Genomic DNA, 20073 nt, shown 5'->3' with positions numbered 1-20073 from the left:
GCGCCTTTTTTGTATATGTTAATTTATTTCTTTTTATTTAACTCTCGGGTCATTTTGGCGTGTTTACTTAATTCTGGTAAACCAAGCTTGTTGTAGCTTTTTTCCATCATTTCCAGTGCTTCATTTAAATAACTACTTTGAGAATAATGTTCTACGACGTATTTACCGCGATTTGCTGCTGCTAAGTAAGCTTCACGTTCATAGTAGTAATCAGCAACTTTCAACTCGTAACGTGCCATTTTGTTGAGTAACCAAACTAAACGTCTTTTTGCTTCAGGGGCATAGCTACTATCAGGGAAGCGATTGACTAAGGTTGATAAATCAGTAAAGGCAACACGGGTACGATTAGCATCACGGTCGGCTCTATCAACACCAAAATACTCTTGGAATGCGTTTTTATCGGCTTTAATATTTACTAAACCACGCATGTAGTACATATAGTCTAAATCTTTGTGGTTTGGATTTAGGCGAATAAAACGGTCAATTGTTGCAAGTGCTTGTTCAGTATTACCCGCTTGGTAATGGGCGTAGACTAAATCCATTTGTACTTGTTTTGACATAGGCCCAAACGGATAGCGTGAATCAATCGCACTCAAAAGCTCAATTGCACGCGCGTACAAGCCTGAATCAAGTGTTTGTTTGGCATCATCATACAACGCTTGCGCTGATTTATTAGGAACGCGTTGGATATCTTCTGCATCAGGTGCTGACGAACAGGCACCTAAACCAAGTAATGAAACTGTAAAAACAATGGCGAATGCACGTTTCCCTATTCTATTTATCATTTTATTTGTTACCTTCGATGTCTTCGGCTAGGCCAAGTGGGTAAAACCGAGTAAACTATGCTTATTATATAATGCTTTTATTAAAAGCGATTCTAACCCAGTCGAGCACAGCTTGCACTGGTAAATTGGGTAAAGTTACTAATGTCAGAGCAAATTTCTCTTCAAGCCGAGGTGCCAACTGAGTTAGGCGGTAAACGTCTAGACCAAGTATTGGCACAATTGTTCCCTGATTATTCACGTTCACGTATAAAAACGTGGATTTTGGATGATAAAATCACCGTGGATGGTGAAATTTTAAACACCCCGAGAGAGAAACTCTTTGGTGGTGAAACAGTCAATGTTGAAACTAGCATTGAAGCCCCACGTGAATACTTAGCGCAAGATATCAAATTAAACATCGTTTATGAAGATGATGATATTTTGGTTATCAACAAACCTATGGGTTTAGTTGTGCACCCTGGTGCCGGTAATCCTGATGGCACAGTGCTCAATGCATTGTTGCATCATTATCCAGATATCATTAATGTTCCGCGCGCAGGTATTGTGCATCGTCTAGATAAAGATACTACCGGTTTGATGGTGGTAGCTAAAACAATTCAGGCGCAAACACATTTAGTTAAAGCATTACAGAAGCGTGAAAACTTCACGCGTGAGTATGAAGCAATTTGTAATGGCACCATGACCGCAGGTGGTATGGTTGAAAAACCAATTGGTCGCCATCCTACGCAGCGTACACACATGGCTGTGCATGAGCAGGGTAAACCAGCAATTACGCATTTTCGTGTTGCTGAAAAATTCCGTGCGCATACGCGATTACGTCTTCGTTTAGAAACTGGCCGAACTCACCAAATTCGTGTGCATATGGCATTTATTAATCATCCATTGATTGGTGATAAAGCCTATGGCGGTCGTCCACGTCCACCAAAAGGCGCAACACCTGAATTGTTCCAAATGTTACGTGAATTTAATCGTCAAGCATTGCACGCGGTAAAGCTAAGTATCGCACACCCAATTACGGGTGAAATGATGACTTGGCAGGCGCCAATTCCTGATGACATGGTTGCCATGACGCACGTACTTCGTGAAGACACCAAAGCTAATCCAAATATCGATTTTTAAGCTGCTTTAATGCTTTATCCTAATTGGACAGCGCCAACCAATGTAGGTGCTCTCAGTACAACTCGTCAGGGCGGTGTATCGCATGCGCCTTTTATGAGTTTAAACTTAGGCCTACATGTGGGCGATGATCAGCAAGCGGTATTAACGAATCGCGCACTTTTAGCTGCTCAGCTTCCTAAAGCACCGGTGTGGCTTAATCAGATCCATAGCAGTGAAGTCGTTGTTGTGGATGAGTATTTTGACCCACAGGCTAATTATGATGCGGATGCGCTGTATACCCGATTAAAAAATCAACCACTGGCAATTATGACAGCAGATTGCTTGCCGGTTTTACTTACCAGTGAAAGTGGTGATGAGGTGGCTGCTATTCATGGTGGCTGGCGCGGTTTGCATGCGGGTATTATCGCTAATACTTTGCGTCACTTTAGCAGCCCTGCAGAACAAATTATAGCGTGGTTAGGTCCTGCCATAGGTGCTGCAAAGTTTGAGGTTGGCAGTGAAGTAAAAGCGCTTTTCTGTGAACAATCAGCATCTCATCACACTGCATTTGTGGCGCAGGCGGATGGTAAATATTTAGCGGATATTTATCTGCTCGCAACCACACAGCTTATTAATCTAGGCATAAGAAATATTAGTGGTGGTGAGTACTGTACAGTTAGCAATAGCGAACAATTCTTCTCATACCGTCGAGATGGTCAAACAGGCCGTATGGCTTCTTTGATCTGGCGCAAGTAATAGTCTATTCAGTGAGTATATTTTCTCCTAAGCCTTGATCAAAGTGCCGAGCATACCCATTAATTAAGTAATTAGTTTTTTTAATAGGTAACCCCTTATGCGTTTAGATCGATTTACCAGTAAATTTCAATCTGCGCTCTCTGACGCTCAGTCATTAGCGCTTGGTCGTGATCATCAATTTATTGAACCAGTACATTTAATGTATTCACTCTTGCAGCAAAGTGGCTCAAGTGTGCGTGCGTTATTAGCCCAAGCCAGTGTGAGTGCCGATGAACTTAATACCAAGTTATCACAAGAGATAGAAAAGCTATTTAAAGTGGAAGGTGTTGGCGGCGACGTGCAGTTGTCAAATAACATGGTTTCACTGATCAACTTATGCGATAAGTACGCGCAAAAGCGTAAAGATAAATACATCTCCAGTGAGTTATTTGTATTAGCAGCGTGTGATGATAAAGGGCCATTGGGTGATATCTTCCGCGCTTTAAATATGACCAGCACTAAAATAGAAGCAGCAATACAAGCTATTCGCGGTGGTCAAAAAGTTGATGATCCGAATGCCGAAGATACCCGTCAAGCGCTGAAAAAGTTTACTATCGATTTAACTGAGCGTGCAGAGCAGGGTAAACTTGATCCTGTTATTGGCCGCGATGATGAAATTCGCCGCACGATCCAAGTATTACAACGGCGTACTAAAAATAACCCCGTGTTGATTGGCGAACCCGGTGTCGGTAAAACCGCTATAGCTGAAGGGCTCGCGCAGCGTATTATTAATGGCGAAGTGCCTGAAGGCTTGAAAAACAAACGTGTGTTATCGCTTGATTTAGGAGCCTTGGTGGCCGGTGCAAAATACCGTGGTGAGTTTGAAGAACGTTTAAAGTCAGTGCTTAATGAATTGGCTAAAGAAGAAGGCCAAGTGATTTTGTTTATTGACGAAATTCATACTATGGTGGGCGCCGGTAAATCTGATGGTGCAATGGATGCGGGTAATATGCTCAAACCTGCATTGGCTCGAGGTGAACTGCATTGTGTCGGTGCTACAACCCTTGATGAGTATCGTAAATATATTGAAAAAGATGCCGCTTTAGAACGTCGTTTTCAAAAGGTGCTTGTTGAAGAACCATCAGTAGAAGATACCATAGCGATTCTTCGAGGCTTGAAAGAGCGTTACGAGTTACATCACTGTGTTGAAATTACCGATCCAGCCATTGTTGCCGCAGCGCATTTATCGCACCGCTACATTAGCGATCGCCAGCTACCGGATAAAGCCATTGATTTAATTGATGAAGCGGGTTCGTCTATTCGCCTACAAATCGATTCAAAACCAGAATCATTAGATAAATTAGAGCGCCGTATCATCCAGCTAAAACTCGAAGATAATGCACTTGCTAAAGAGAAAGATGACGCCAGCCAAAAGCGTCGTTCTGAGATGCAGGAGCTGATCACCGATCTTGAAGCCCAGTACCGTGAACTTGATGAAGTATGGACAGCTGAGAAAGCCTCTTTGCAAGGTACTCAAGTAATTAAGGCTGAACTTGAACAAGCGCGATTAGACTTAGATGTTGCCCGCCGTGCCACTGATCTACAACGTATGTCAGAGCTGCAATACGGCCGCATTCCAGAATTGGAACGTAAACTCGACTTAGCTTCACAAGCTGAAATGCAAGAAATGAGCTTACTTAAAAACCAAGTGGGTGAAGATGAAATTGCTGAGATACTTTCACGTTGGACTGGTATTCCTGTATCGCGCATGCTTCAAGGTGAGCGTGAAAAACTGCTGCAAATGGAAGAACATTTACACCATAAAGTGATCGGTCAAGACGAAGCGGTAGTGGCAGTGGCGAATGCGATTCGTCGTTCACGGGCAGGGCTTGCAGATCCAAATAGGCCAATCGGTTCGTTTTTATTTTTAGGCCCAACCGGGGTCGGTAAAACTGAGCTGACTAAAGCGTTAGCTGGATATATGTTTGATACTGAAAGCGCGATGGTGCGAATTGATATGTCTGAGTTTATGGAAAAGCACTCAGTTGCTCGCTTAGTTGGCGCGCCTCCGGGCTATGTTGGTTATGAAGAAGGTGGCTACTTAACAGAAGCTGTTCGTCGTCGTCCATATTCTGTAATTTTGCTTGATGAAATCGAAAAGGCACATCCTGATGTATTTAATATTCTGCTGCAAGTGTTAGATGATGGTCGTTTAACGGATGGCCAAGGTCGTACTGTTGATTTTAAAAATACGGTGATCATCATGACCTCAAATTTAGGCTCAGATATTATTCAAGATCAAACCGGTAACAACGATTATGCAGCGTTAAAAGAAAAAGTGATGGGGGTTTTGGTTAATGAGTTTAGACCTGAATTTATTAACCGTATTGATGAAACCGTAGTATTCCACCCACTTGCTAATGAACATATCAAAGAGATTGCAGATATTCAGTTAAGCAAGTTACGTGAGCGCCTAACAGGAATGGGTTACTTGTTACAAATAAGTGATGCAGCTCTTGATCGAATTGCAGCCAGTGGTTTTGACCCGGTTTATGGTGCACGACCACTCAAACGGGCTATTCAACATACCATTGAAAACCCATTATCGCAGAAGTTACTCGCAGGTGAATATCAAAGTGGTGACATGATAGTAATTGATGCTGACGAAAATGGTTTAGTGTTCTCATCACGCTAACTGATTAACTGAGTTTTAAGGCCAGTGAATATGCTGGCCTTAAACTCGCTGCGAATAAAAAGTTATAAAGTAAATATTAAAGATAAACCCCTATCATTTAGCCGCGCTTAATTAAACCTTAAAAGTCAGTAAAATATCGTTAACTTTACGTGAGCCTTCGACAAGCTGTGCAGCACCTTTAGCGACATTAAAGCTCAACGTTAAGTTCTCGTCACTGTAACCTTTTATTTGTGTAATGTTGTCGCTAATATCGAGGCTGACAGTTTGTTGTTGCTCGGCGGCAGCAGATATTTGTGTCGCTAGTTGCGATATTTCACTTATTTGCGCGAAGATGCTATCCAGTTCAACTTGGGTATGTCCGGTGGTATTTACACATTCATCGGCTTGCGCCTTGGTGTTTTTCATGACCGTGGACCAGCTAAACAGGGTATCTTGAATTTCTTTAATAGAGCTATGAATTTGTGCAGTAGCACGTTGAGTACGAGAAGATAATGCACGCACTTCATCGGCAACTACCGCAAAGCCTCGGCCATGTTCACCAGCACGCGCGGCTTCAATTGCAGCATTTAATGCCAGCAAATTGGTTTGCTCTGCAATGCCTTCGATTTCAGTCATTACTTGACCTATTTTATCCGCCTCGGTTGCAAGGGAATTTGCGGTACTTGCCGCTTGTTCAACTTGTAAAGCAAGATCAGACACCATGGCACTATTGTCTGCAATGTGTAGTTTTATATCAGTGCAGCTTTGGTAAGTAATATTTACTTTTTCAGCGGTATGATGAGTGTTGCCCGATATTTCACCTATGGTTGCGCTCATTTGTGACATTGCGGTGGCCATTTGGCCAAGGCGTTGTCCTTGTGCGGCAATGCCTTTTTCAGTTAATGCTGATTGTTGGTCTAGATTAGCCGCAATACCGGTAAACGTGACAGTCGTATCTTTTACTCGTCCTAATACGGTACGTAATTTAGCATTAAGCATTTGCTGGTTATATTCACTAATACTAAATGGATAATGGCCGACATAGACATAGCGGGATACAGAATCATTATCTACCTTGAGCTGTTTCAGTGCTGCTGGTGTGAAAACTAATTCATCATAATTTAATAGCATAATTAGTAAACTAAATAGCGCGGTTATCAGTGCAACAGAAATAGATACAAAAGCTGCTAATAGTACTAAACCAATTAAGCCAATCAGTAGGGCTGCACTTTGGCGAACACCGACCCATTCACGCCAAGAAGACAACGATTTACCGGCAATTATTTTAGTGTATAGGCTTTGTGCTCGTCGTTTTAGTTGTTCGCTCGGTTTTGTTCGTACTGATTGATAGCCAACGAGTTGACCATGTTCAAAAATAGGAGTAACAAATGCATCAACCCAATAATAGCGGCCATCCTTGCAGCGATTCTTTACCATCCCGCGCCATGAATGGCCTTGTTTAAGTTTTTCCCACATTTCTTTAAATGCCGCTTTGGGCATATCTGGGTGGCGAACAATATTATGATTTTTGCCAATGAGTTCTTCAAGGTTGAAGCCAGCGATATTGCAAAATTCTTTATTCGCATAGGTTATCACTCCACGTACATCTGTAGTAGAGACGAGCTGCTGGTGATCTGAAAAGGTGACTTCTTCGTTTATTAACTGCTGACCCCGACGCATAGGTAGTCCTTAAACATGCTTTATTATTAGTGATGATTATAAAGTTCATACAAACGTAATGATAGCAGGTTCAGTGTTCACAGGTGCAAAATTGATCTTAAATAACTTTTTAGTGATCTAGAACAAAGAAACTTGTAAAAGCTGTATTCGTAATCGTGTAATTGCTGAATATATACATAGATATTATGGTTCTAGTTTGATAAGTCGGTAAGTCTCAGAGATGGATTGCAGATAGTAAACAATTAATTAGTCAGCATCTCGCATAACAGTGGTGTCATTAAAGCAATTGTATATTAGCTCTTACAATGGCAAGATTAGTAAAAATTTGGGTGTTAGCTTAACGGCCCGCAGCAAGTTTGCTTTACAAACATACGGTGACCTTCTTGGTAAATAGTGGAAATTAGAGTTATGCCATTATTAAACCTTGAGTATTATCAATTTGCCCCCATTGACTTAGGATTAGGCCACGTGGCTCGAGGAAGCATTTTTGACTACACATGATTTAACTAAAGCGTTAGCAGCGCTAGCCCCAGAACAGCATAAATACGCAATTAAAGGCATTCAACGCGGTATTGAAAGAGAAGCGTTGCGGATCAAGCCAAATGGTGTAATTTCACAGCAAGGTCATCCAAAAGGGGTTGGTTGTGCGTTAACTAACGGGCATATCACCACTGATTTTTCTGAGTCTTTATTGGAGTTTATAACACCCGTTAGTGAATCTGCTGAAGAAACGTTAAATCAGCTACAAGACTTACAAAAGTTTACCCTATCGCAGATGGGCGATGAATTATTATGGCCTATCAGTATGCCGTGTTTTATAGAACACCAAGATGACATTGTATTAGCTCAATTTGGTGATTCTAATATTGGACGCATGAAAACCTTGTACCGCGAAGGTCTTAAAAATCGTTATGGCAGCATGATGCAAGCGATTGCCGGTGTGCACTTTAATATATCGTTTCCAGAGTCATTTTGGCTGAGCTTACAAACGATTAAAGGCGATACTGGCTCATTACAAGAGTTTATTTCGGCCGGTTATTTAGGACTGATCCGTAACTTCAAGCGAGAACTATGGCTGATCAGTTATTTATTTGGAGCATCGCCAGCGCTGTGTAATTCATTTTTACAAGGGCGCAGTACGGATCTTCCTTTTAAAAAGCTAGGTAAAGGCACGCTTTATCTTGAAGTGGGTACAGCTTTGCGCTTAGGTAATTTGGGTTATACCAACAGTGCTCAGTCATCACTAAAAGTATTGTATAACTCACTAGATGAATATGTAGCAGGATTAAAAAGTGCGATTCATTCACCGTCAGATATTTATGGTCAGCTTGCTGATTATAAAGATGCCCAGCCTAAACAATTGAATAAAAATGTATTGCAGATTGAAAACGAATTTTATTCGCCAATTCGTCCTAAGCGCAATGCTAAAAGTGGCGAAACACCGACCGACGCACTGTTACGTGGCGGTATTGAGTATATTGAAATCCGAGCTTTAGATGTAAATCCATTTGCAGCAACGGGAATTGATATTGAGCAAATTCATTTCCTAGATGTTTTTCTGACTTATTGCTTATTGAAAGATTCTCCAACAATGGATTGGGATTCGCAACAGCGGAGCACCGAAAATTTAGATACGGTTGTAAGCCAAGGTCGCGCTTTAGAAGTGATGTTAAACCGCTCTGGTAATTCATGCAGTCTAGCAACGTGGGGAGCAGAGATCTTCGCACAGTTACAACAAGTTGCAGCCTACATGGATAATGCTTACGGCGTTAGCTATTACAGCGAAACGATTACTCGATTAAGCCAATGGATAGCAGATCCTGAATTAACATACTCAGGGCGCTACGTTAGTCAACTGAAAGGGTCTGGTATTGATAATGGTTATTTTGCCTTATCGTTGGCAAAAAGTTACCAGCAACAACATCAAGATACGCCATATAAAGTGTATTCAGACAGCTATTTAAAACAACAAGCAGATCAGTCAGTTATTGCTGAACGCGAGTTGAAAGCCGCTGATAATCAAACATTTAATGCATTTTTAGATGATTATTTTGCCACTAAGTAAGTTTGTAGCTAAGTAAGCAGGCAAAAAAACGCAGCCCAAGTTGGCTGCGTAAAGATTCTTCAGGGATAAACAATGCTAAACTGCGCATTCATAAAATATGACTTATATTTTTATAAAAAGTTCAGCGAGCATAAAAAAAAATGAAAAATAGTTTAATTATTTTATCGCTGGGGGCTCTGTTAACTGGTTGCGCAACAGCCCCTCCAAAGCAACCTAATGATATATGTAAAATTTTTGAAGAAAAAAGCGATTGGTACTATGACGCAAAAGATGCCCAAGAAAAATGGGGCTCACCTAAACATGTACTAATGAGCATGATGTATCAAGAAAGCTCCTTTAAACACGATGCTGCACCGCCAATGGAATATTTTTTGTGGGTCATTCCCACAGGGCGAGCAAGTTCAGCTTACGGCTACTCACAAGCAAAAACTCCCACCTGGTCTGATTATATTCGTGAAACGGGTAATAGCGGCGCCGATCGCGATGATTTTGATGACGCTATCGACTTTATGGGCTGGTTTGTTTATAAGACTCATAAAGTTAATGGCATCTCGAAGTGGGATGCCTACGCGCAATACCTAAATTACCACGAAGGCTGGGGCGGTTATAAACGCGGCACCTATAAAAATAAAAAGTGGTTAATGGCAGTGGCTAATAAAGTAAAAAATCGTGCAAGTCGCTATGCGGCTCAGCTTAAACGTTGTGAAGACGATTTAGATAAAGGGTGGTTAGAAAGGTTATTTAGCTGATCTGACAAGATTCAAGATTTTAAAAAGCCCGCACAGCGGGCTTTTTAGTATTAGTTTATTTCCCTGGGAATTGATGAATATGTACATCGCGCTGTGGGAATGGAATGGTAATATTTTCTTTATCGAAGGCAATTTTAACGCGTTCGTATAAACCAAAATACACTGGCCAGTAATTTTCAGAATCAACCCATGCCCAGACCAACATGCCGATATGGCTATCGCCATGCTGACTTACATGCACAACCGGTTGTTTTGCTTCATCTTTGAGTACTAACTCGTAGCTATTTAACACGCCCATTAGTACTTCTCGCGCTTTAAGCACATCATCACTGTAGCTAATACCAAACTCAATATCGACGCGGCGAGTTGGTTCTGCAAACTTGTTTTTTACACAGCCATTAGAAAGTGCACCATTTGGGATAATAATTTTTTCATTATCATAAGTGAGTAGTACGGTAACAAATATTTGAATTTCAACCACTTTACCCATATAGCCTTGGGCTTCAATGACATCACCAATTTTAAATGGTTTAAAAAATAAGATCAGCACACCACCGGCGAAATTCGCTAGGCTGCCTTGTAATGCCATACCGACCGCTAAGCCTGCAGCACCGAGCATAGCAATGAACGAGGTTGTTTCTATACCAATCATTGATGCGACTGAGATCAGTAATAGCAACTTTAAAATAACCGATAAGAAGGAGACCAAAAAATGACTTAATCCGGCTTCAAATTTTACCTTTGCCATTGATTTTTCAGCCATACTGGCAATACGGCCAACAAACCACCAACCAACAATTAAAACAAAGATTGCCAATAAAAATCGAGGGCCATAGGTCATTAGCATTTCAATCGCTTTGGTGTACAGGGTCTCGATAGAGATATCTTCCATTGCATTTTCCACATCTATAAAGTTACAAATATAATAGCCTAATAATTAACACTTTATAGAGAATAATGAACAAAAAATTTGTTGCGGGGATGAGCTGAGGGAGTAGAGTAACCATAGGTTACTCTACAGATATTGCTTATATTTTGCGCTTGTTCGCTTGAATGCGCACCAGTTTGATCATGTTCTCTTTTACTTCAACAACTTCAATCGGATAGCCTGCAATACGCAAACTCAAGTTGGCATCAGGAATGTCTTCTAAGTATTCGACAATTAAGCCACTTAATGTTTTCGGGCCATCAAGAGGGAACTCCCAATCCATTTCTTTGTTTAGATCGCGTACGTTAGCACCGCCATCAACTAAAAATGAGCCATCATCTTGTGACACAACTTCTTCACTTGGAGTACGTGTTTGCGTAGTGGTAAAGTCACCGACCACTTCTTCAAGAATATCTTCGAGGGTAACTAATCCTTGAATATCACCATATTCATCAACTACTAAACCGATACGCTCTTTTGATTGCTGAAATTTAAATAGCTGAGTATTGAGCGACGTACCTTCAGGAATAAAATAAATCTCACGAACTGCGCGAAGCAATGATGGTTTATCAAATTGCTCTTTCGTTAATAACCGCAGTGCATCCCGTGAGTGAATAAAGCCTACCGCATCATCAATTTGGTCACGATATAAAAGTACTCGCGTGTGTTGTGCATGGGTAAGCTGTTTACTAATTAGTTTCCAGTCATCATTGATATCAATGGCAACAATTTCGTTGCGCGGGATCATAATATCTTCGACAGTGACTTGCTCTAAATCTAAAATGGAGGTCAACATACTTTGGTGACGCGCGGGGATCAGCGCACCCGATTCATTCAGCACCGTTTTTAATTCTTCTTTACTCATGCTGTGCTCATCTATTTGTGCAGCACTAATACCAAATAGGCGTAATATGCCATTGGTCATCCAGTTAACGACGACGACAAATGGAAAGAGAATTTTTAGTAACCCTTTGAGTATCACCGAACTAGGAAAGGCAACTTTTTCAGGGTAAAGCGCAGCTAGCGTTTTAGGCGTTACTTCTGCAAATATAAGCACTACTAAAGTTAGTGCGCCAGTGGCAATAGCGATACCTAAATCACCATATAAACGAATACCGATAATGGTTGCAACCTGCGCGGCAGCAATATTCACCAAGTTATTACCGATGAGGATAAGGCCAATAAGTCTATCAGGACGGCTCAAAAGTTTGTTGACACGCTTTGCTGCGCGGTGATTTTCTTTAGCAAGGTGGCGTAAGCGGATTCTGTTAATTGACATAATGCCCGTTTCAGAACCAGAAAAATATGCAGAACAAAGTATGAGTATTCCAAGTATTATAAACAAAACACTTGTAGATATGTCGTCCAAAGAAGGATCCTTTTTTATTTAACCAATGCGTATTAAGCGGGAGTGAGCTGCCTGAGTCAAGTTAAAACTTATTCAGGATCACCTCTTGCACAAAACGACTGCCAAAATAAGCCAGCGTTAAAACAAAAGCAGCAGCCATGATAGCTAGTACGACCGGTTTCCCACGCCAGCCTTGCTTTAAGTGACCAATTGTCACCGTTGCAAACATAGCCCAAGCAATTAATGATAAAACAGTTTTATGAATAAATTCACTAGCAAACATGCCATCAAGAAAAATAAAACCAGATAATAACGCTAAGGTTAACAAAACCGTGCCTAGTGTTAATAAGTGATATAGCTGGCGTTCAACCACCATTAATGGCGGTAAATGGCTATGCACAATCGCTAAGTCTTTTCGTTTTAAACGTTTATCAATAAAGTAAAACTGTACGCCATATAAAGTGGCAATAATTAACACACAGTATGCAAGCAGGGAAAGCGAAATATGAGTGACTAAACCTATTTCAACATCAATACTTTGCAATAAAATATGATGCGGGATAAATAAGCTGGCAATTGTTAGCAAAGCAGCAAAGCCATAGACAACAGGCAGTAATAATGTGGCAGGGAATTTTAATGACACCGTAGTGACAGAGACCACAATCACCCAGCAGGTTAATAGTGATACATTAACAATACTTAAATCTTGGCCATCGGCGCGAAACACTGAATTCACCAGTAATAACATGTGGGCTAAAATTGCCACCGTGCTGAGGATAACCGTCAGCTTTTGGCTCGGACCTTGTTGGTGAAATAACCGAGACAGCACGTGAGACGTCGCGAAGATATAAAATAAACTGGCAATAATAGTTAAACTAATAATCAGCATAGTGCTTGGGCCACTCAATTTGAGTCAAATATTCCTTGTTAGAGTAAGGGCATTGTATTTTATAGTGAGGCAAATGCATAGAGTTTGTAAAAAGAAACTCAAACAGCTCACTTGAACACTGTATTGTGCGCCACCATTTACGGTATACTGTTTTTAATTAAAATTTTATTAATACTGATTATATGAAATCAGCGCTATTAATAGTAAGTGCTAAACTTGCGGCAATAACGTTGTTTGGGAAATTGGTATATCACGTTTGATCGGAACCTTTACATGTTTGAGAACCTCCAAGAACGATTAGGTAAAACCTTAAAGAATATCAGCGGCCGTGGACGCCTTACTGAAGACAATATAAAAGATACACTACGCGAAGTGCGTATGGCTTTTTTAGAAGCCGACGTCGCTTTACCCGTTGTTCGTGAGTTTGTTAAACAAGTTAAAGAGCGCGCGGTAGGTATTGAAGTAACTAAGAGCCTAAGTCCTGGGCAAGTGTTCATTAAAATCGTTCGCGAAGAGCTTGAAAAAGCCATGGGTGAAGCAAACGAAGAGTTGAGCCTAAACGCACAACCGCCAGCCGTTGTAATGATGGCGGGTCTGCAAGGTGCGGGTAAAACGACCAGTGTTGCTAAGCTTGCCAAATTTTTAAAAGAACGTAAAAAGAAATCAGTATTAGTAGTCAGTGCCGACGTTTATCGTCCTGCGGCTATTAAACAGTTGGAAACACTGGCCGATGAAGTAGGTGTTGAGTTTTTCCCAAGTGATATTTCACAACAGCCGGTTGATATTGCAAAGGCTGCTATTTCTCATGCGAAAAAGAAATTTATCGATGTTGTATTAGTTGATACCGCAGGTCGTTTGCATGTTGATAATGACATGATGGACGAGATTAAAAATCTTCATCATGCTATTAACCCAATCGAAACCTTGTTTGTGGTTGATGCCATGACAGGTCAAGATGCTGCCAATACTGCCAAAGCGTTTGATGAAGCATTACCTCTGACCGGTGTGATACTAACCAAGACTGATGGTGATGCGCGCGGTGGTGCTGCACTATCAATCCGTCATATTACCGGCAAACCTATTAAGTTTATGGGTGTTGGTGAGCGCACTGATGCGCTTGAGCCTTTCCATCCAGATCGTATCGCATCGCGTATACTTGGTATGGGGGATGTACTTTCATTGATCGAAGAAGTCGAAATGAAAGTCGATAAAGAGCAAGCTGCAAAAGTTGCTGAAAAAGTATTTAAAGGTGATGGATTTACTCTTGATGATTTTGCTGATCAATTAAAGCAAATGAAAAGCATGGGCGGCATGATGTCAATGCTTGATAAATTACCTGGTATGCAAAACCTGCCTGATGCAGTGAAAGGTCAGATGGGTGATAAAACCTTTATTCAGATGGAAGCGATCATCAGCTCAATGACGAAAAAAGAGCGTGCACGTCCAGAGATCATTAAAGGCTCTCGTAAAAAGCGTATTGCAGCGGGCTCTGGTACGCAAGTACAAGAGATCAATAAGCTGTTAAAACAGTTTACGCAGATGCAAAAAATGATGAAAAAAATGAAAGGTAAAGGCGGCATGATGAAAATGATGCGCGGCATGAAAGGCATGTTACCACCAGGAATGATGGGTGGCGGTGGCTCTAAATTTTAATGTTTTAACTGACGCCATGCAGATGTAGCTAATCAGTTAACTAAAAAGAGAGGCAAATAGCCTCTTTTTTTGTAGATAAATTATGCGTTGAAAGTTCTATATAGCCTGATTTAACGCGTAGATCATAGTTTAATCAACTTAACAGTCATTTCGAGTCACTTCTTACTTGCATTGTTGCTAAAAACTCGTACAATTCCCCAGCTCCCCATACTGGGGAGTAAATCTTATTAATGAAAACAGTCAATCTATTTAGAGGACGGTATGGTAACTATTCGTTTGCAACGTGGTGGCGCTAAAAAACGCCCTTTCTATCAAATTGTGGTTGCGGATAGCCGTTTCTCGCGTGACGGTCGCTTCATCGAGAAAGTAGGCTTTTTTAACCCAATTGCTAGTGGTCAAGAAGAAAAAGTACGTTTAGATTTATCTCGTGTAGAACACTGGGTAGGTCAGGGCGCATCTCTTTCAGATCGCGTAAATAAGTTAGTTAAAGACGCTCGTAAAGCGGCTTAATAGGCGTAAGTGTAACCATGAGTCAAGAGAACACCTCATCAATAATTGTCGTAGGAAAGCTCGGTGCCCCATATGGTATAAAGGGCTGGCTTAAGGTACATTCATTTACTGATGATCCCATAGGGATCTTCGATTTCAGCCCGTGGTTGATAGGGCAGCAAGGTAAATGGCAGACCTTAGAAGTGGTCGACTGGCGTCGCCACAACAAAGGCTTTATCGCTAAATTTGCGCAAGTAAACGATCGAGACGAAGCAATGGCTTATACCCATGCAGAAATCTCAATGGATGCAGCGCAATTACCAGAACTCCCGCAAGGTGAGTTCTATTGGCGAGATCTCATTGGCATGTCTGTTGTAACCGATAAAGGTTATGACTTAGGCATAGTTGATGACCTGATGGAGACAGGCTCAAATGACGTATTGGTTGTGAAAGCAAACAATAAAGATGCATTTGGCCAAGCAGAGCGTTTAATTCCGTTTTTAACTGATTCAGTTATCAAAGAGATTAAGCACGATGTAAAAGAAATTACAGTAGACTGGGATCCTGGCTTTTAATGAGTCAAACGAGTTCGTTGTGGGTAGGGGTTATCAGCCTTTTCCCGGACATGTTTGATGCCATTACAACGCAAGGTGTAACTGGTCGAGCAGTAAAAAATGGTCTGATCGACTTTAACTGCTGGAACCCACGAGATTATGCTATTGATAAGCATAGGACCGTGGATGATCGTCCTTACGGGGGCGGTCCAGGTATGTTAATGATGGTTGAACCACTAAAGCAAGCCATTCTTGACGCCAAACAGGCGGCAGGCGATGGTGCAAAAGTAATTTATATGTCCCCGCAAGGGCGCAAATTAGATCAGCAAGGGGCAAGCGAACTCGCAAGCTCTAAAAAACTGATTTTAATTGCCGGTCGCTATGAAGGTATAGACGAGAGAATAATAGAATCATACGTTGACGAAGAATGGTCAATTGGTGATTTTATTTTGAGTGGTGGTGAACTACCAGCCATGACATTAATTGACGCAGTAGCGCGATTAGTGCCGGGCGTATTAGGACACAACCAGTCAGCAGAGCAAGACTCATTTTCGGATGGCTTGCTGGATTGTCCTCACTATACACGGCCAGAAACATTGGACGACAAACAGGTGCCTGCTGTATTACTCAGCGGAAACCACCAAGAGATAGCAAAATGGCGGCTGATGCAGTCATTAGGCAGAACTTGGTTACGCCGTCCTGACTTGTTGCATAACCTAGCTCTGACTGAGGAGCAAGCGGTATTACTCGCGAAATTTCAGCAAGAGTACCAAAAAGCTTGTGGCTAGAAGACAGTTACACCTAGGAAAGTGAGAAACATAATGGCAAAAGTAAACCAAAATATTATTAAAGCGCTTGAAGATGAGCAGCTTAAAACAGACGTACCTGCATTTGGCCCTGGTGATACAGTGGTTGTACAGGTAAAAGTAAAAGAAGGTGCTAAAGAGCGTCTACAGGCCTTTGAAGGTGTTGTAATCGCTAAGCGTAACCGTGGTCTTCACTCAGCATTCACAGTTCGTAAAATTTCGAACGGTGAAGGTGTTGAGCGTGTATTCCAAACGCACAGCCCTCTTATCGATAGCGTAGCAGTTAAGCGTCGCGGTGCAGTTCGCCGTGCGAAACTTTACTATCTACGTGAGCGTTCTGGTAAATCTGCACGTATTAGAGAAAAACTTAACTAATACGCGCTGTTTATCAACGCAAAAAAACGGGTTGCAACCTTCGGGCTGCAACCCGTTTTGGTTTTTAGAGATGGTAAGTTAGTTAGGGTAAAGTTATCGAATTAGAAGGCTAGTGAGGGTAAAGTTAAAAGATTAAGATTGCTCAACGTTAAAGTGATCACCATAGCTTGATTATACCAATCGACTTAAATATTTAACCATTCTAGCGAGCTAAATAAAGCGCTAACTGCGTTATAATTTTTTCAAGTAGAACAACTACGTGTCAAAATTTACGCCTTGTTATCACTGTATTTATCTGTCGCTATAAATGCTCAGTAACTTAACACGATTGGTATTAGAGCACAGAGAAGTCCAGTAAAAAAATACCCATCCAAGAATTACTCATAAATCAAATACAATTAGGCCAACTTATAACTTATGGCTTAGTACTTAAAACTCAAATCCCAAATCTCAAATCCCAAATCCCAAATCCCATTCTTTTGCTTATTTAGCCTTTTAACAACTAAGCGATCCTGTTAGTATTTATCGTATTGATTAGTTTACTTTTATGTAAATTTAAATGTACGAAATTGCAGTTTCTAAGGTGGTAGTCGCGTGGCGGATATAAAAGAGTTAGATAAGTTAAGAGAGGGGATCGATGAATGTGATGCCCAGTTGGTTGCACTGCTGGCTAGACGTAATAGTATTACCGAGCAGATCGGCGCAATCAAACAACAAACGGGTGCGCCACTGCATGCGCCTGACCGTGAAGCTACTTTATTAGCTGCTCGTCGCCAAGAAGCGATTAACCAAGGTGTTAATCCTGAATTGGTGGAAGATATCCTACGCCGTATGATGCGCGAAGCTTACCAAAATCAACAGGCTAAATTAGCATGTAGCGCGCCACAGTTATCACCTATTGTGATTGTTGGTGGTCAAGGCGCTATGGGGCAATTGTTTGCTCAGCAATTTATCCGCTCAGGGTATGAAGTTAGAATACTCGACAAAGAACAGCAAAGTAACGCGCAAGAAATATTAGCAGGTGCAAAACTGGTGATGATCAGTGTGCCAATTAATGCCTTAGAAACAGTGGTCACTGCCTTACCTAAGCTCGATGATGATTGTTTATTAGTTGATATTACTTCAGTTAAGCAAGCACCGTTAAAAGTATTAAAAGCAGTGCATAGCGGTCCTGTAGTCGGTTTACATCCAATGTTTGGTCCTGATATTTCTCATTGGGTAAAGCAAACAGTGGTGGTTTGCGAAGGCCGTAACCATGAGATTGCCCAAGGTTTATTATCGCAACTGCAAGTGTGGGGCTGTCAACTTGTTGAACTCGATGCGCAAAAGCACGATGAAGCTATGCAAATTATTCAGGTTATGCGCCATTTAACCACTTTTGTATACGGCCAGTTTTTAGCAAAACAAGGTCATACCCTCGAAGAGCTCCGCAGTTGTTCGTCACCGATTTACCAATTAGAGTTGATGATGGTAGGGCGCTTATTCGCACAATCACCAGAGCTTTATTCTGACATCATGCTAGCGCAATTTGATAACGTAGAGCCATTACTTGCACAATACCAAGACACGTTTGCAAGTACCTTGGCCAAATTAAAAGCGGGTGATAAGGCCGCTTTAATTGATTCATTTGCGGATGCAAAAGCATATTTTTCAGATGCTACTGCGCATTTCTTAACGCAAAGTCGCAGCCTGTTAAACAAAGCTAACGATGCGAAAGTTCTTGATTGATAACCGCTGTGTGAAAAGTAGATAATGAAAAAGGGCTAATTTTAGCCCTTTTTTATATTTTACTTAGCGCTTAACTTTCTATATTCACAGCTTGCAGCGATTCACTTTGGTAACAGCCCAGTACGCGTACATATTGGGTGTGCTCTTTTAGCTCTTCTAAGGCTTGTTTAACATGGTTATCAACCAGGTTTGCTTCTAAATCCACATAAAATACTTCTTCCCACGGGTTGCCTGGGACTGGGCGTGATTCTAGTTTTACTAAGTTGATATTGTGTTCTTTGAAAATCATCAATGCATCAGCCAAAGAACCTGCTTGTTGCTTGGTTGCCATAATTAAACTGGTTTTAGTCGGGATCTGTTTTGATACATAAAGAGGCTTACGGGCAACCACAATAAAACGGCTATGATTTTCACGTTGATTCGCAAGGCCTGATTTAATTACTTCTAAACCCACATTTTTACCCGCTTGAGCTGAACCAATTGCTGCGCTATTAGGGGTATCTAATGCTAATTGCAGAGCGCTTGAGGTTGAATCGCAGGTTTCATGTTGAATATCACCTAAGCCTTGTAAAAAGCGACTACATTGAGCGAATGGTTGCGGGTGAGCAAAAATCTTACTGATCTGACTAAGCTCAGTACCCGGTGTGACCAGTAAACAATGTTCAACACTGTGGGTTACTTCACCAACGATGGAGACTTGTGCGTGTTGCAGTAAATCAAACACTTCGTTAATACTGCCTGAGCTGGTGTTTTCAATGGGTAATAAGCCAAAATCTGCTTGACCATTTTCAACTTTACCAGTGATCTGCTCAAAGCTAGAGCAGCCCATTTCAACAAGTTTACCTGGGCGACGGCTAAAATATTTATGACAAGCAAGTTGGCTGTATGAACCCTGACCACCTAAATAAGCAACACGGTGTGTTTCACTCATAGCATCTGGGTTTAAGTTCTTCTGTAACATGGCTTGTTGATTAAGTACTGAATCTTCTAAAATTGTTTGGAAAACGTTATTCACATAATAAGCGTCCAAACCAAGAGACTTACCATAACCGATGAGTTTCTCTAACAAGGCAAGTTCACGGGCCTCATCACGTATCGGTTTATTATTAGCAATCTTATATTCTACAACGCCGTGGCTAATACGGCGACGTTTTGCTAATAGCACTAATAGGTCAGAATCAATTTCATTGATATCGTGTCTAAGTGAATTAAGTACATCATTAGTCATTTTTGGGTTCCTCATTCCAAAAAATTACCTTTTGGGTAATAAAAACAAAAAAGCCTCCCAATTGGGAGGCTTTGCTATTCGGTTGATTTAATCTCGCAAACAGGTAAGCCTCTTCTATCTAAAGAAGCTAAAAAACGAAAAATGTAATTGCGAAAATATTATATTCATACTCTTAATGTATGGAGAGTGGGCTATAAAGTCAACACTCTAGCGGGTTTTATCGCCGCCAAAGGATAGTTTATTTTTGATATGGGATTTTTTCAGTAATTTCAACGAAAAATTTATAAAT

The 20073-nt window shown here is 41.2% G+C and carries 17 protein-coding genes; 11 read left to right on the top strand and 6 right to left on the bottom strand.

Translation table 11 applies throughout. The features are described from left to right. Positions 1-23 precede the first annotated feature (23 nt). Positions 24-785 carry an outer membrane protein assembly factor BamD gene (locus H5203_RS06720; RefSeq protein ID WP_145237224.1) on the bottom strand — a complete coding sequence of 254 codons (762 nt, stop codon included), beginning with the start codon at positions 783-785 and terminating at the stop codon, positions 24-26. Positions 786-926: 141 nt separating this feature from the next. Between H5203_RS06720 and rluD the strand changes: the two genes are divergently transcribed. From rluD to clpB, 3 genes are all read left to right on the top strand, one after another. After that, a complete protein-coding gene (gene rluD / locus H5203_RS06715; RefSeq protein WP_145237221.1) occupies positions 927-1904 on the top strand; it encodes a 23S rRNA pseudouridine(1911/1915/1917) synthase RluD in 978 nt (325 codons plus the stop codon). A gap of 9 nt (positions 1905-1913) precedes the next feature. Further along, on the top strand, positions 1914-2639 hold the full coding sequence (pgeF, locus tag H5203_RS06710) for a peptidoglycan editing factor PgeF (RefSeq protein ID WP_145237218.1): 726 nt from the start codon (positions 1914-1916) through the stop codon (positions 2637-2639). Between the two features lie 97 nt (positions 2640-2736). After that, a complete protein-coding gene (gene clpB, locus H5203_RS06705) occupies positions 2737-5313 on the top strand; it encodes an ATP-dependent chaperone ClpB (RefSeq protein WP_145237215.1) in 2577 nt (858 codons plus the stop codon). 111 nt (positions 5314-5424) lie between these two features. Here clpB and H5203_RS06700 read toward each other — a convergent pair whose 3' ends face one another. Continuing rightward, positions 5425-6972 carry a PAS domain-containing methyl-accepting chemotaxis protein gene (locus H5203_RS06700; RefSeq protein ID WP_145237212.1) on the bottom strand — a complete coding sequence of 516 codons (1548 nt, stop codon included), beginning with the start codon at positions 6970-6972 and terminating at the stop codon, positions 5425-5427. Positions 6973-7459: 487 nt separating this feature from the next. Here H5203_RS06700 and gshA point away from each other — a divergent pair, with 487 nt between their 5' ends. Next, the gene (gshA, locus tag H5203_RS06695; RefSeq protein WP_145237209.1) at positions 7460-9037 is read left to right on the top strand and encodes a glutamate--cysteine ligase; all 1578 of its coding nucleotides are present in this window, start codon (positions 7460-7462) and stop codon (positions 9035-9037) included. A 140-nt stretch (positions 9038-9177) separates the two neighbouring features. Next, entirely contained in the window at positions 9178-9786 is a 609-nt protein-coding gene (locus H5203_RS06690; RefSeq protein WP_145237206.1) for a hypothetical protein, read from the top strand. 55 nt (positions 9787-9841) lie between these two features. Here H5203_RS06690 and H5203_RS06685 read toward each other — a convergent pair whose 3' ends face one another. The 3 genes from H5203_RS06685 to H5203_RS06675 form a co-directional block, all read right to left on the bottom strand. Continuing rightward, the gene (locus H5203_RS06685; protein ID WP_145237203.1) at positions 9842-10678 is read right to left on the bottom strand and encodes a mechanosensitive ion channel family protein; all 837 of its coding nucleotides are present in this window, start codon (positions 10676-10678) and stop codon (positions 9842-9844) included. A 136-nt stretch (positions 10679-10814) separates the two neighbouring features. Then, a complete protein-coding gene (locus H5203_RS06680; RefSeq protein WP_145237200.1) occupies positions 10815-12083 on the bottom strand; it encodes an HlyC/CorC family transporter in 1269 nt (422 codons plus the stop codon). Between the two features lie 61 nt (positions 12084-12144). After that, positions 12145-12951, bottom strand: coding sequence for an inner membrane protein YpjD (locus H5203_RS06675; protein WP_145237197.1), 807 nt, complete (start codon positions 12949-12951; stop codon positions 12145-12147). A gap of 273 nt (positions 12952-13224) precedes the next feature. On the opposite strand from H5203_RS06675, the gene ffh reads away from it, so the two are divergent. The 6 genes from ffh (at position 13225) to tyrA (ending at position 18556) form a co-directional block, all read left to right on the top strand. Continuing rightward, complete coding sequence (gene ffh / locus H5203_RS06670) at positions 13225-14604, top strand: signal recognition particle protein (protein ID WP_182819522.1); 1380 nt, start codon at positions 13225-13227, stop codon at positions 14602-14604. 261 nt (positions 14605-14865) lie between these two features. Next, positions 14866-15114, top strand: a complete 249-nt coding sequence (gene rpsP, locus H5203_RS06665; protein WP_145237191.1) for a 30S ribosomal protein S16 — start codon at positions 14866-14868, stop codon at positions 15112-15114. Between the two features lie 17 nt (positions 15115-15131). Then, a complete protein-coding gene (gene rimM, locus H5203_RS06660) occupies positions 15132-15668 on the top strand; it encodes a ribosome maturation factor RimM (protein WP_145237188.1) in 537 nt (178 codons plus the stop codon). Then, entirely contained in the window at positions 15668-16435 is a 768-nt protein-coding gene (gene trmD, locus H5203_RS06655; RefSeq protein ID WP_145237185.1) for a tRNA (guanosine(37)-N1)-methyltransferase TrmD, read from the top strand. Before rimM ends, trmD begins: the two co-directional genes overlap by 1 nt. Positions 16436-16468: 33 nt before the next feature. Continuing rightward, a complete protein-coding gene (gene rplS, locus H5203_RS06650) occupies positions 16469-16828 on the top strand; it encodes a 50S ribosomal protein L19 (RefSeq protein WP_002962189.1) in 360 nt (119 codons plus the stop codon). 594 nt (positions 16829-17422) lie between these two features. Then, on the top strand, positions 17423-18556 hold the full coding sequence (tyrA, locus tag H5203_RS06645) for a bifunctional chorismate mutase/prephenate dehydrogenase (RefSeq protein WP_145237181.1): 1134 nt from the start codon (positions 17423-17425) through the stop codon (positions 18554-18556). Between the two features lie 70 nt (positions 18557-18626). Here the strand turns inward: tyrA and H5203_RS06640 are convergent, their stop codons facing one another. Continuing rightward, a complete protein-coding gene (locus tag H5203_RS06640; protein WP_145237178.1) occupies positions 18627-19784 on the bottom strand; it encodes a chorismate mutase in 1158 nt (385 codons plus the stop codon). Positions 19785-20073: the final 289 nt, after the last annotated feature.

This window comes from Pseudoalteromonas sp. SG41-1 (genome assembly GCF_014164575.1).
Lineage (GTDB): Bacteria > Pseudomonadota > Gammaproteobacteria > Enterobacterales > Alteromonadaceae > Pseudoalteromonas > Pseudoalteromonas rhizosphaerae.
This window is presented reverse-complemented; position numbering and strand designations above follow the sequence as displayed.

Bases quoted from the DNA above. Each gene is read 5' to 3' on its own strand.
- H5203_RS06720 (WP_145237224.1), bottom strand. From the start codon at position 785: ATGATAAATAGAATAGGGAAACGTGCATTCGCCATTGTTTTTACAGTT.
- rluD (WP_145237221.1), top strand. From the start codon at position 927: ATGTCAGAGCAAATTTCTCTTCAAGCCGAGGTGCCAACTGAGTTAGGC.
- pgeF (WP_145237218.1), top strand. From the start codon at position 1,914: ATGCTTTATCCTAATTGGACAGCGCCAACCAATGTAGGTGCTCTCAGT.
- clpB (WP_145237215.1), top strand. From the start codon at position 2,737: ATGCGTTTAGATCGATTTACCAGTAAATTTCAATCTGCGCTCTCTGAC.
- H5203_RS06700 (WP_145237212.1), bottom strand. From the start codon at position 6,972: ATGCGTCGGGGTCAGCAGTTAATAAACGAAGAAGTCACCTTTTCAGAT.
- H5203_RS06690 (WP_145237206.1), top strand. From the start codon at position 9,178: ATGAAAAATAGTTTAATTATTTTATCGCTGGGGGCTCTGTTAACTGGT.
- H5203_RS06685 (WP_145237203.1), bottom strand. From the start codon at position 10,678: ATGGAAGATATCTCTATCGAGACCCTGTACACCAAAGCGATTGAAATG.
- H5203_RS06675 (WP_145237197.1), bottom strand. From the start codon at position 12,951: ATGCTGATTATTAGTTTAACTATTATTGCCAGTTTATTTTATATCTTC.
- ffh (WP_182819522.1), top strand. From the start codon at position 13,225: ATGTTTGAGAACCTCCAAGAACGATTAGGTAAAACCTTAAAGAATATC.
- rpsP (WP_145237191.1), top strand. From the start codon at position 14,866: ATGGTAACTATTCGTTTGCAACGTGGTGGCGCTAAAAAACGCCCTTTC.
- rimM (WP_145237188.1), top strand. From the start codon at position 15,132: ATGAGTCAAGAGAACACCTCATCAATAATTGTCGTAGGAAAGCTCGGT.
- trmD (WP_145237185.1), top strand. From the start codon at position 15,668: ATGAGTCAAACGAGTTCGTTGTGGGTAGGGGTTATCAGCCTTTTCCCG.
- rplS (WP_002962189.1), top strand. From the start codon at position 16,469: ATGGCAAAAGTAAACCAAAATATTATTAAAGCGCTTGAAGATGAGCAG.
- H5203_RS06640 (WP_145237178.1), bottom strand. From the start codon at position 19,784: ATGACTAATGATGTACTTAATTCACTTAGACACGATATCAATGAAATT.